This window comes from Sphingomonas sp. MMS24-J13 (genome assembly GCF_044905095.1).
In the GTDB taxonomy this organism is placed as follows: Bacteria; Pseudomonadota; Alphaproteobacteria; order Sphingomonadales; family Sphingomonadaceae; genus Sphingomonas_I.
On record NZ_CP173258.1, the window covers coordinates 4760538 to 4773130 of the forward strand.

11 protein-coding genes are annotated in these 12593 nt (G+C 64.2%); 6 read left to right on the forward strand and 5 right to left on the reverse strand.

Going from position 1 to position 12593, the window contains the following annotated elements; genetic code table 11:
* The first annotated feature begins 168 nt into the window (after positions 1 to 168).
* The gene (locus AB4Z44_RS22240; protein WP_404711831.1) at positions 169 to 2691 is read left to right on the forward strand and encodes a TonB-dependent receptor plug domain-containing protein; all 2523 of its coding nucleotides are present in this window, start codon (positions 169 to 171) and stop codon (positions 2689 to 2691) included.
* A gap of 89 nt (positions 2692 to 2780) precedes the next feature.
* Positions 2781 to 3530: a hypothetical protein gene (locus AB4Z44_RS22245; RefSeq protein ID WP_404711832.1), complete on the forward strand. Its 750-nt coding sequence runs from the start codon at positions 2781 to 2783 to the stop codon at positions 3528 to 3530.
* A gap of 15 nt (positions 3531 to 3545) precedes the next feature.
* Here AB4Z44_RS22245 and AB4Z44_RS22250 read toward each other — a convergent pair whose 3' ends face one another.
* From AB4Z44_RS22250 to AB4Z44_RS22260, 3 genes are all read right to left on the reverse strand, one after another.
* A complete protein-coding gene (locus AB4Z44_RS22250) occupies positions 3546 to 3959 on the reverse strand; it encodes a c-type cytochrome (protein ID WP_404711833.1) in 414 nt (137 codons plus the stop codon).
* 11 nt (positions 3960 to 3970) lie between these two features.
* Positions 3971 to 5563 (reverse strand): NAD(P)/FAD-dependent oxidoreductase, encoded by a 1593-nt coding sequence (locus AB4Z44_RS22255; RefSeq protein WP_404711834.1) that lies wholly within the window; start codon positions 5561 to 5563, stop codon positions 3971 to 3973.
* Positions 5564 to 5684: 121 nt separating this feature from the next.
* On the reverse strand, positions 5685 to 7058 hold the full coding sequence (locus AB4Z44_RS22260) for a glycoside hydrolase family 47 protein (protein WP_404711835.1): 1374 nt from the start codon (positions 7056 to 7058) through the stop codon (positions 5685 to 5687).
* Between the two features lie 144 nt (positions 7059 to 7202).
* On the opposite strand from AB4Z44_RS22260, the gene AB4Z44_RS22265 reads away from it, so the two are divergent.
* Positions 7203 to 7376, forward strand: a complete 174-nt coding sequence (locus AB4Z44_RS22265; protein ID WP_404711836.1) for a hypothetical protein — start codon at positions 7203 to 7205, stop codon at positions 7374 to 7376.
* 100 nt (positions 7377 to 7476) lie between these two features.
* Here AB4Z44_RS22265 and AB4Z44_RS22270 read toward each other — a convergent pair whose 3' ends face one another.
* Positions 7477 to 7638: a hypothetical protein gene (locus AB4Z44_RS22270; RefSeq protein WP_404711837.1), complete on the reverse strand. Its 162-nt coding sequence runs from the start codon at positions 7636 to 7638 to the stop codon at positions 7477 to 7479.
* Between the two features lie 326 nt (positions 7639 to 7964).
* On the opposite strand from AB4Z44_RS22270, the gene AB4Z44_RS22275 reads away from it, so the two are divergent.
* Entirely contained in the window at positions 7965 to 9536 is a 1572-nt protein-coding gene (locus tag AB4Z44_RS22275; RefSeq protein ID WP_404711838.1) for a hypothetical protein, read from the forward strand.
* Between the two features lie 130 nt (positions 9537 to 9666).
* On the opposite strand, the gene AB4Z44_RS22280 is transcribed toward AB4Z44_RS22275, so the two are convergent.
* The gene (locus AB4Z44_RS22280) at positions 9667 to 10494 is read right to left on the reverse strand and encodes a hypothetical protein (protein ID WP_404711839.1); all 828 of its coding nucleotides are present in this window, start codon (positions 10492 to 10494) and stop codon (positions 9667 to 9669) included.
* Between the two features lie 339 nt (positions 10495 to 10833).
* On the opposite strand from AB4Z44_RS22280, the gene AB4Z44_RS22285 reads away from it, so the two are divergent.
* Both AB4Z44_RS22285 and AB4Z44_RS22290 read left to right on the forward strand, forming a co-directional pair.
* Positions 10834 to 11037 (forward strand): hypothetical protein, encoded by a 204-nt coding sequence (locus AB4Z44_RS22285; protein ID WP_404711840.1) that lies wholly within the window; start codon positions 10834 to 10836, stop codon positions 11035 to 11037.
* Between the two features lie 246 nt (positions 11038 to 11283).
* Entirely contained in the window at positions 11284 to 12582 is a 1299-nt protein-coding gene (locus AB4Z44_RS22290) for an NRAMP family divalent metal transporter (protein WP_404711841.1), read from the forward strand.
* Positions 12583 to 12593 lie beyond the last annotated feature (11 nt).

Here is a 12593-nt window from a genome sequence, read left to right on the forward strand (position 1 = left end):
GGAATACATCATATTAGATAGATTTATGCATTCCATATCGAAATCCCTTATATAAAACTCGTCAACTTCGGACTTGTTTAGTCGATTCGAGTAGCGGGAAGAGCGAATATACTCTCCCGATTCGGAAGGGGATGCTGGGGCAATTGTCATTGCGCCAGGAGCATCGTTATGAAGACTATCTCCATTGTTTCCCATATTGCGCTCATCGCGGCGCTGATCGGAGGCGCGCAGAGCGCTTTTGCGGAGGATGCCGCCGGTTCCGCAGCCCCGGCCCCGGAAAGCGAGATCATCGTCACCGGCACGCGCCTCGTCGGCATGACCGCGGCCGAAAGCGCCGCGCCGATCAAGCTCGTCGGTTCGGATGCGATCAGCCATGTCGGCCAGCCCAACCTCAATCAGGTGCTGACCCAGCTCGTCCCGTCCTTCACCGCGGAAGGCTTCGGTGGCGATGCCGCCAACCTCACGCTTTCGGCTGCGTTGCGCGGGCTGAGCCCGAACGACACGCTCGTTCTGGTCAACGGCAAGCGTCGGCACGGCACTGCCAACCTCCACGTTCTGTCGAGCCCGTTCCAGGGCGGCGCCGCCCCCGATCTCGATTTCATCACCCCCGCCTCGATCGACCATATCGAGGTGCTGGAAGACGGCGCCGCCGCGCAATATGGCTCCGATGCCATCGCCGGCGTCATCAACATCATCCTCAAGAAGAAAGCCGGTGGCGAACTCTCCGCGACCGGCGGCACCTATTACAAGGGCGACGGCAAGACCTATTCGGGCAGCGTCAATTACGGCATCACCAACGATCGCGGCTATTTGAACCTCACTGGTTTCTATCGTTTTCACGATTTTAGCCAACGCGGCGAACAGGATATCCGCGTGCTCGATCCGGCAACCGGCACCGTGCCGCAGACCGGTGCGCTGGCGGCCGATTATCTGGCGCTCAAGAATTATCCCAACGTCAACCCGATCGTCGGCGATTCCCGCTCCAAATTCGGGGTCGGCTCCTACAATGCCGGCTTCGACGCGACCGACAATCTGAGTTTCTATTCGTTCGGTACGGTCGGTTATCGCAAGGCCGAATCCTACGAGAATATCCGCTTGCCCAACCGGCTCGTGCGCACGGCGGTACTGGGAGTCGATCCTGGTACGGTCAGTTCGGCGGTCTATAACGCGACGGTCGCGGCCAATCCGACCTTCATCTTCTCCCGTACGGGCTTCCGCCCGCAGGAAGCCATTCGTGAGACCGATTATCAATTCACCGGCGGTGCCGAGGGTGGCAGCGGTGCTTTCCATTGGGATCTGAGCTCGACCTACGGCGTCGATCAGGAGAAGGTCTACACGCTGAACTCGGCCAACCGGAACTTGTTCATCGACACCGGTACCACGCCGACCAATTTCTATGATGGCTCGTTCGAAGCGACCGAATGGACCAACAATCTGGATCTGACCTACAAGATCTCGACGATTGGCACGCTGGCAGGGGGCGCCGAATATCGCCAGAATAGCTATACGATCGGGTCGGGTGATCCGAGTTCCTATTACGGAACTGGCGCGCAATCCTTTCCTGGCTACAGCCCGAGCTCGGCCGGCGTCCATAAACGGCACAATTACGCGTTCTACGGCGACTTTTCCTACACCCAGATCGCAAATCTGAAGCTCGACGGGGCCGTCCGGTACGAGAATTATTCGGATTTCGGCGGCAAGACCACGTGGAAGGCCACCGGCCGCTACGATTTCACGCCCGAGATTGCGATCCGCGGCACTGCCTCGACCGGCTTCCGCGCGCCGACGCTCGCCGAAGAATATTATACCCAGGTCAACGTCTCGCCGAACTCGGCCTTCGTTCAGATTGCAGCCAATTCGCCGGCGGCCAAGGTGCTCGGCATCCCCAATCTGAAGCCCGAAAAGTCGACCAACTATTCGGTCGGTACCGTGCTGCAACCGGTGTCACGCCTGACGATCACGGTCGATGCCTATCAGATCAAACTGCGCGATCGCATCGTCGGATCGGGCGAGGTCGATACGCAGAGCGCATCGTTCAGCCCGGCCGATCTGGTGTGGCAGTCGATCGTGAAAAGCGGCTATGCGGTCGAGCAATTGAGCTCGATCGGCGTCGAAGCGTTCGTGAACGGGCCGACGACCCGGACGCGGGGCATCGACATGGTCGCCAGCTACAATGCCGATCTCGGATCGGCCGGCCACGCAATATTCTCGCTGTCGGGGGCCTATAACAAGACCAAGGTCACCAAGGCCGGCACGGTACCGGCGACCCTGACCGCGTTCAACCCCAACCTGACCCTGTTCGACGCGCAGCTTTATTCGTTCCTCACCACCTCGCAGCCCAAGGTGAAGCTGATCGGCGGCGTGAACTGGAACCTGGGCAAATTCTCGGTCACCGCGCGCGAAACCTATTACAGCAAGACCAGTGCGATCCTGAACGATGGCGGCGGCACCTACACCTATACCAAGATCAACGCGGCCGGGATCACCGACCTCGAAGCGGGCTACGATCTCACCGCCCGGTTGCATATCGCTGCCGGCGCCAACAATCTGTTCAACAAGAAATCCGGCACCGATCCCTATATCGGGGGTGAAACCGCCTCGGGCGGTGCGGTCTACAATGCCCCGCTGACCTACTCGCCCTACGGCATCAATGGCGGCTATTGGTACGCACGCGTCTCGTTCAAACTCTGACATCTGCCTGGCGATCGGGCGGCGCGCGCTGCGTTCCGCCCGTCGCAACCTGATCGCACGGCCGCAATCGGCGGTTTATAGCGCCGCTTATGCTGACCGCCTTCCTGTTGGCCACTGCGCTGCAAGGCGCTTCGATCTGGCCGCGTGGCGTCGATCTTCCTGCCGGCGCGCCGGTGAGCGAGGCGTATCGCCGCCAATTCGACGAATGCGATGCCCGCGATCGCTTTCGCGGGCACGCCGTCTACGGCTGCCGCAACGATCCCAACGCCGTCACCGCCTTGCGCCGACTGCCCGACGGGGCGATCGCCTATACCGCCAAGCTCGCGGTCGATCTCGATGGATCGCCCTTTGCGTGCGGCCCGGGCCATGGCCGCACCGATCAATGCGGCACCGCTTTGATCCTCGATGGTCCGCATGGCGAGGACATTTCGGTCGATGCCGATGTCATCCCCTATGTCGTCATCCCGGAAGCCGGGCCGCGCGACGTGCGCGGCGAATTCACGCGCCTGACCGGGGTGCATGTCGGCGATTTCGGCGTCGTGATCGCCAAGGGGCGGGTGGTGCCGGTGATCGTCGCCGACACCGGCCCGTTCGGGAAGCTCGGCGAGGGCTCGCTGGCACTGCACCGCGCGCTGGGGCGGGAGTTATGCGTGAAGCGCGACGGTGTCGGGGCGTGCACGCGGGTGGCAAATGCGATGGAGAGCATCGGGGGCAGGGTGACGACCGTGCTGTTCCCCGGCACCGCGCGCGATGGCCTGACGCCGGGCAATATCGCGGCGGTGACGAAGCGCAGGGGAATGCAAGCCTGGTTGAAGGCGAAGAGCAGGGGTTTTCAGTAAAACGACGGAGCTATATCACCCCGGCCGCTGGGCATCCCGCTTGATCTGCTGCGGGCGCATCTTGCCGACCTGATCGGGCGTGATCGTCCCCGGATACTGGTTGCCGAAATGGGTGCGGATATAATCGGTCACGTCGGCGATCTGCTTGTCGGTCAAATCGGCGAAAGATGGCATCGCCTTCTGGCCGCGCAGCATCACGATCACCGGATAGACTCCGGCCTGCAATCGCGGATTGCTCGCCAGCGCGGGATATGTGCCGGCGCCCGTCGCGCCCTTGGCGTCGGGCATGTGACAGCCCTGGCAGATATGCTCGTAGACCTCCTGCCCGGTCTGATATGGATAGCCCGAGAAACGCTGGGCGGATGCGACGCCAACTATCGTCGAGGATAGTCCGGCGGCGGCACCGATCAGCAAGATGATCTTCTTCATCGCCATGCCCGTCACCCCTGCACGATGCGTTTGTGAAGCCGCCCGATCGCGTCGAGCGAGGAAAGGACCGCGCCCTCCTGCCAGGCGGGTATCATCGAGACATGCTCGCCTGCGAGAACGATGCGCCCGTCGATCTGGCAGATGTCGTTATAATGCGCGGCGCGCATCTCCTCGCTCCATTGGCCGAAACAGCCGAGCGTCCATGGCACGCGGTGCCACGCGACGGTCGCGCCGGTCTCGAACTCCTTGCGGTATTGCGGGTGGATGTTGGCGCCATATTCGACAGCCTTGGCGATGCGTTGCTCGGGCGACATGGCGGTGAAATCGACCGCGCCCGATCCGAACGTGTAGGCGCCCAGTAGCACGCCCTTGCCCGTTTTGAAGAAATCGGTGGAGGGATAGCCGATCAGCGCGCTCGGCTGATCGGTGTAGGTGATGCCGCCATAGATGCCGTCATCCTCCTCCCAGAAGCGCCGCTTCATCTGCAGGCCGACCTTGGCCGACGCGCCATAGGGAAGCGCGTAGATCGCATTCTGCATCGGCTTGCCGACGTTCATCGGGATCTGGCTCAGGATCGAAGCCGGGATCGTGCAGACGCACCAATCGGCATGCGCGGTCTGTGGTGCGCCGCCCGCGACCGTATCGACGAACGTCGCGGTGACCCCGCTATCGTCCTGATGGATCGCGGTGACCTTGGCATTGTAGCGGGTCACGTCCTTGAGCTCGCGCCCGAACGCCTGGCCGATCATGCCCATGCCGCCGATCGGCTGGAACATCGATTGCTGGACGTCGAACGCATGCGCCTGCCCGATCGCGCGCCACAAGCCCGAGCGGAGCAGATCGCTCAGCCCGATCGGGTCGCTCGGCGTCGGCATCGCATCGAGCCCGCCGCCGGGCGGATGATCGAAGCCGCGATGATCGCTGGCCTCGAGACTTTTGGCGTAGGTGTAATTCTTGTCGAGCGCGCCCCAGTTGCGCAGCGCCTGGAGGAGGATCTCCTGGTCTTCCTTGGTGACGGGCTGGTCGAGCTTGCCCTGCTGCGTCGATTTGGCGAGCAATTCGGCGACATGGCCGTCGAAATCGGATTCGATCTCGCGATAGCGCCGCGGGCGGCCGCCGAACGCCTGGGTCGAATGGACATAGGCATTGTAGTTGATCTGGATGAACGGCTCGAGCTTCACGCCCAGCATCCGGCAATAATGGAGCAGACCCTTGTGGTGGTGCGGGATGCGCCACGGGCCGGGGTTGAGATAGAGCCCCTTGTCGAAGCCCACATGCTGGGTGAAGCCGCCGAGCTCGGTATAGGTGTCGCCGCCATAGAGCGACCAGTTCCGGCCGCCCGAGCGGTTCTGATATTCGAGGATCTGGACCTTGTAGCCCGCCTTGCGCAGCTCATAGGCCGCGACCATCCCGGCGAGGCCCGAACCGAGCACCAAAACCGAAGCGCCTTTGGGCGCGCCGGTCAGCCCGATCGGGCCGGTGAAGGTCGATTCCGCTGCATGGGCGAGCGAGGCCATCGCCTCGTACATGACCGCGGCGCCGGCAAGCTTGCCGATACGCGCAAACAGTGTCCGCCGGTCGATCGGCATAAAGTCTTCGGCCACGTCTTCCCCTTCGCTGCCCAAGCCTGACCCGGATTGTTTCCGGACCGCGACAGTTCTGCACAGCTACGAAAGGGAAGCAATCCGCTGCGGTGCAGCAATTCAAAGATTTTGGACGATTGTCCTATCGACCGTGGCGGAAACCCAACAGCACGTTGCCTTCGGTCGACAGGTAATTGCGACGGTAATCGAAGCGCGGGGTATCCGCGAAGAGCAGGTAATAATATTTCATCTGCTCGGACCACCAGTAGCCGGGGCAGTGATCGGCCTGGCGCTTGGGATCGGACGTAACGTCGGCGAGATCGGTGTAGCCGTAGCGCGCCTTGTTCCAGCGCTTCATCGCGAGAAAATGGTCGCGCCCGATCGCGCGCCAGCGTGGCTTGCGATCGAGCAGCCACAGATTGAACGCGGCATCGGCCAGTTCCGGCCGGAGCGCATTGCCCTTCTGGGTCGGCTCGCCTTTGGCATAGTCATAGCCTTCGGGCAGGATGCCGAACCGGGTCTGCACCTTGGCCCAGCTTTCGGTGCAGGCCGCGCCGAGCTTCATCGCGCCGCCCTGGCCGAGCAGCCCGCCGTAGAAAGAAGCGAGCTCGTCCTGTTCGGTGCTGACCACCTGGCCGCTCTCGAAATCGACATCGGCGAACCAGAGGTTGCCGCCCTTCCACGTCTGCTGGTGTTTCAGGATCGCGGCGGTGCAGACATCGTACATATGCTTGCAGGCGGTATCGCCCAGCAACTGCCATGCATCCCACAGATATTCGAAGAAGCTGTCGCAATAGGATCCGATCGTCGCCCGCCGATCGCGCCATTCGCCGCTGCGCACATCGATCTGCGTCGCGACCAGATCGAGCCGCGAGCGCCGGTCGAACAAAGCGACGACCGCCTTTCGCGCGGCATCGCGATAGCGCATGTCGCCGGTCAATCGGCTGAGCGTGCCCCATTCGGGCAGATATGTCGCGATATCGGCCGGGCTGCTGATCGGCTCGCTGGGCTTGCCGGTGCGTAGGTTGATCTTGCGATACGGCATGCCTGTCGGGCTGGCGAACGCGGGCAGCAGCCGATCGGCCAGATCCTTCGCCTTGGCCAGTACCGTCCGATCGCCGCTGGCGTGGTGCGCCGAGAGGAGACCGCCGACCAGCCGGATCGAGGTCTCGAACACCGAAACCTCGCCGTCGACATCGAAATCGAGGCTGGTCTTGACCCAGTCGATCCCCTCCCGGAAGCGGCTGTCGAGCCCCATCACCCATAAGGTATCGAGCGCCTCGACCAGGCTGAGCCCGAGATGGCGGTTCTTGAGCGGGAAGCTGGAATTGCCGCCGCTGACCGGCTTGATCTCGTCCTTGCCCCAGGCATGCTCCTTGTAGAGATCCCACGCCCAGGCCATCTCGGCCTTGACGTCTTCGGCCAGCGCCTTCCAGTCGGCCGTGGTGTCGTGGGGCTTGGCGCCGACCAACGCCGCCGCCGTGCCGGCCATCATGCCCCGCCTGCCGATCCGCATCCTGACCCTCCGATGAGTGGATCCGTTGTCCGCCCGATCCGATCGGTGCGCAAGGCACGCCGATGGACGCAAGCCGGATGCAATCGGTTCAAGACGGTTTTATCCGTGCGCAACCAATCGGCACATCTGGTGTTAGGTGGCACCATGATGATGATTTTCGCCCATTTTCGCGGCTGGCAGCTCGTCCGCGAGGACAGTTTCCACCGTTATTACCTCAACCGCGACGGCCGCCGGCATGCCGAGCCCAAGGCGCCGCACGCGGCGACTGAATTCGGCTTCCGTCCCGATCGGGACGGGCTCGCCGGCGCGGGCCGCTGATCACCGAATAGTTTCAGGCGTAATCGCGCTGGGTCCGCGCCAATGGCGCCGGGAAGGGCGCTCCGCGGGGCGTCCCGGCGGGTCGCCTATCCATGTGGGGTCATTCGGCTTTGGCAGCCTTTGCAGCTTTGCGTTGCCTTATTTCCTCGTCGAGTTCGGCGATGCGATCGCGTTCTGGCGTGCCGGCCGGCAGCCCCCGCAGTCGCGCTGCCGCCCATAACTTGTTGCGCTCGGATATGAGCAGCTTCAATCGATCGGCCATGTCGTTTCCTTTCTGCAGCGCATAGGGCAGCGGGCGCCCCCGCGACAGACCACGGCAGCAAACAAAAAATCAACCGTGACGGCGGCGACGCGCAAGGCCTGATCAGCCCGTCCAAATGGGTCTCGCCACTCAAGGCGAGAAGAGGTTGCACAAGTGCATGCCTGCCTTCACGCGGAGCGCGTCGATCCGCCGCACCCCGTGATCGCTATTCCCGGCAGCGCGAAAATGCTAGCGACACGCCCCGGAGGTTGATGACCATGAGCTTGGAACCGGGGCCGGGGCCCGGGGATGGCCGCCCATGGCCCGTTTGGCATGGGCGCTATTCGTTGCCGGCGATCATTACCGCGGCGCGCGGCGGCGCGATCGATCATGCCTGGTCGATGTTCCGGGCGGGTGGCTTCGACCGGCTCGATGGCGATCCGGCGGCGCTCGCGGTCAAGGGGCGGCTGCTCAAGGAGAAAGCGTTGCGCGCGGTGGGCGATGCGCGCGCGCGCAACTTCGCCGACGCCGCCACCGCTTATGCCGAGGCCGACCGGATCGCGCCGCAGCCTTATACCCGCGCGAACGTCGCGGCCTTGTCGCTGCTGGCGGGGAATGTCGAACAGGGCCGCGCCATGGCCGGCGATCTGCTCGCCTGGCTCGAGCGCGAGACCGGCATCCCGGAAAAGCCTTATTATCTGGTGGCGGCGCGGGCCGAAGCGTTGCTGGTGCGCGGTGACGTCGCCGGTGCCGAACAGGCGCTGGCCGAAGCGATCGAGCGCGAGCCCGCGGCGTGGGAAGACCATGCCGTCACGCTCCACCAGATGCGCCGCATCGCCGCCGCGCAAGGGCTGGAACTGCCATGGCTGGCGCGCTTCCAGCCGCCGCGCTCGCTCCATTATGCCGGTCATCTCGGCATTGGCGACGAGGGCGCCGGGCCGTTGCGCGAAGCGGTCGATCAGATCCTGCGCCAGGAGCGGATCGGCTTCGCTTATGGTGCGCTTGGCGCCGGCGCGGAAATCGTCGTTGCCGAGCAGGTGCTGCGCGCCGGTGCCGAACTGCACCTGATCCTGCCGACCGATGCCGCCAATTTCGCGCAGCAGTCGGTGACGCCGTACGGCGGCGATTGGGTCGAACGATTCGAAGCCTGCCTGGCGCAAGCGACCAGCATCCGCCTCGCAACGCGTGTCAGCGGCGGCTACGAACCGCTGGCCGCTTTACTTGCCGGCGATTGGGCGATGGGCGCGGCGGTGCTGAACGCCGAGCATCTCGCAAGCGAGCCCTTCCAGCTCCTGGTGATCGACGAAGAGCCCGGCCGGTTCGGCGACGGCATCGGCAAGCTGGGGAGCCGCTGGCAGGGTACCGGCCGCGGGCAGCATATAGTCCGCGCGCCGCGGACCGCGCGGATCGTTGCGTCGGGGCACGAAGACGCAAGCGGACGGCCCGATCGACGGCTGGCCGCAATGCTTCACATCGCGTTCGAGGGGCTCGATTTACTGGATGAGGGGCGCTTTGCCGAGGCGCTCGACGAGATTATCGGGCCGTTCCGCCGGAAGATCGCCGCCTTCCCGATCCAGCCGACCTTGACCCTGCCGGCGGCCAACGCCCGGCTGGTCGCTTTCCCGGACACGGACAGCGCCTGGGCTTATGCGAAGCTGCTGCTGGCCGAGCCGTTACCGCGCCACCCGCTGCGCATCGGCGGTCATTTCGCGCTGGTGCACTGGCTCGATGAGCCGGCGGCTCTGATCGGCCACGGCGTGGCGGAACTGGGCGCGATCGCAGCGGCGGCGATACCAGGGGTGCTGACGGCAAGCGAGGCCATGGCCAAATCGTTGTTCGTCAGTCGCGCGGAAGGCCTGCGGGCCGAGCCCGTGGGGGAGGTGGATGGCGTCCGGTTGTTCGCGATGGTGGAGAGTTAGTCCAATTCGGATCGGCTCGAGCGCGTCGGTCGTGGCAGAAAGATCCGCGAGGTCGGCATGCTAAGCGAGCGATCGCCAGCCGGACGCCGCCCTTCCCCTGTGGCCAACCCCGCCTGGCTGGGGAGGGCGCTCAGTCAGCGCTCGCTTTGAACAGTGCGCTGACGCCCAGCATATATGGCATCAGCCATGGGATCGCCGGAATGCCGACGATCATGCCGGGCATCGTGTACCAGTCGTCCGACAGATCGGGATATTGCAGGCCGCGTCCGATCAGGCCGATGACCGCGATCGCAGCGACAGCGGCCATCGCACCGGCCTTGCCGCGTCCGAGCCAGCCGACCCGCGCGAACGACGGCGCGAAGAAGATGGTCGCCACATAGGTCATCAACCCGGCGAAGAAGAGCAGCACGTCGGACGCGTTGCCGAGCGGGCTATTGTACATCTCGACGAAGCTGGCGGGCTTGTGCGCTTCCGACATCGTCCAGCCGATCATGATGCTCGCCCAGACGAGTTGTATGAGAGTGGCGAGCAGCCCTGCCGCCTGCCCCAGCGGTGCAAGCAAATGGTCGCCGCCTTGCGCCAGCGGATCCTTGAGCAGCAGGAAGGCGCTGCCGAGCAGGGCGGTCGAGACGAACAGGATGACGAAGCGGATATGGTTCATCGCCAGGTTGGACGCGAAGGGCGGGCCGTAACCCGGCATCAGCGTGAGCAAGGCCCAGGGCAGGATCGCAAGCACACCGGCAATCGCGATCTGGCGGCGCCGGTCGTCGCCCGATCGCCACGCCGGGACGATCAGCCCCAGCGCCGCGCTGCCGATCAGGACCAGCTGGGCCAAGGTCAGGACGATCGCGACCGGCACGCTATAATGCGCGGGCGTTCCGAAAATGCCGATCGCGGGGATCAGCGCGATCAGCAGTGCCACGGCGCACAATCGGCGTCCTTCAACCCGAATAGCCATCGCGCAAGCCCCTGTCTGTGCGACAGACTGCCATACCTTACCGCTGGCGGCAATCAGGCGGCGATCCCCATCGATACCGATGACCGCGGGCGCGTGGCTCTGATCGGCATGGTGCTCGACCGGCATGAGCACATTGGCTTCGGGACAATTCGGGATAATGAGCGAAGGCAGCCGCGCAGGATATCGTAGGGTGTGACGATCAGCCTCTCTCGGCGGAGCCGCAGCCGCACTCGCCGCGCACCGACCGCGTCGATCACGCGCCGGGCCGAATTGCCGGCCTGAGCGATCATCCGGAAATCTTCGCTGCCCGGCACGTTATGCCTGGCAAGGAGATTTCTCATGAGCAACGTTGCAGCCGCCCTCGAAGACCTTTTGACCGCGGAGCGGCGCGAACGCGAGGCCGCCGAGCAGGCGGCCAACGATCTGGTCCGCGATCGACATTTCATGGCCGCCGAACGGCTGGCCGACCGCGCATGGAGTATTGCGGAGCAGACGCGGGGATGCCCGCCCGTGCCCAGTTCCATCTGGGGACCGCGGTGCTGAATTGACGGTAAGTCGACGCTGCGGGGCGAACCGGCCTGCGGCGTCATAACGATATCGGATCGACCGCGATCATCTCACGCGCGCTGACCTCGCCGATCACAGCGCCTCGCCAAAAAAACTCGATCGAGACATGATCGGATGCCAGCCGGAGCCGGCACGCCAAAGATTACCAATTGCCATACTTTTGCATTCGTTTTCCCGTGCTATCGGGGGCGCGCGCGCACCGGCGCGGGAGAGATTCAGTCGATGCAAGTGCCGCCGCCGAACCCGCCCGAGGATGTGAAACAGCCCGAGCGGCCCAAACTGCTGCAGGTGCTGGGGCCGGGCCTGATCACCGGCGCATCGGATGACGATCCCAGCGGCATCGCGACCTACTCGCAGGCGGGCGCGCAGTTCGGATTCGGCCTGACCTGGGTGATGCTGTTTTCCTGGCCGCTCATGTGCGCGATCCAGGAAATCAGTGCGCGGATCGGGCGGGTGACCGGCCGCGGCATCGCCGGCAACCTCAAGCATCATTATCCTGCAGGCATCGGCTATGCGATCGTCCTGCTGGTCGTCGTCGCCAACATCATCAATATCGGCGCGGACCTGGGTGCGATGGGGGCTGGGCTGCAGTTGCTGATCGGCGGCCCAGCCTTGTTCTATGTCGCCGCATTCGGGATAGTGACCGTCCTGCTCGAGACGTTTTCGCGTTACTCGCGCTATGTTTCGGTGCTCAAGTGGCTGACCGTGTCGCTGTTCGCTTATGTGGCGGTGGCGCTCGTCGTCCATGTGCCCTGGGGTACCGTCGGCTATAGCCTGATCGTCCCGCGCTTGACCTGGTCGGCCCCATATCTGACCGCGGTGGTCGCGATCCTGGGTACCACGATCAGCCCCTATCTCTTCTTCTGGCAGGCCGAGGAAGAAGTCGAGGAGGTCAAGGAGACCCCCAAGGCGCGGCCGCTGGAGCGCGCCCCGGATCAGGCGCCTGCCGAATTCCATCGCATACGCGTCGATACCTATGTCGGCATGGGCCTCTCCAATGCGGTCGCCCTGTTCATCATCATCACCGCCGCCGCGACCTTGAACGCCAGCGGTGTGACCGACATCCAGACCTCCGCCCAGGCGGCCGAAGCGTTGCGGCCGATCGCGGGCAAGTTCGCCTTCTTCGTGTTCGCGCTCGGCATCATCGGCACCGGGCTGCTGGCCCTGCCGGTGCTTGCCGGCTCATCGGCTTATGCGCTGGGCGAGATGCTCGGCTGGCATGTCGGCCTCGCGCGCAAGCCGCATCGCGCCAAGGCCTTCTATGGTTGCATCGCGGTTGCGACCTTGCTCGGCGTGCTGTTGAACTTCAGCCCGATCGATCCGATCAAGGCCCTGTTCTGGAGCGCGGTCATCAACGGTGTGGTGGCGGTACCGATCATGGTGCTGATGATGGTTCTGGCCAGCAACCGCAAGGTGATGGGACAGTTCCAGTTGCCGCTGGCGCTGAAGCTGGTGGGATGGCTGGCAACCGCCGTGATGACGGCGGCGGCGATTGCCTTGTTCGCAAGTTGGGGCGACTAAACCCGCGAAAA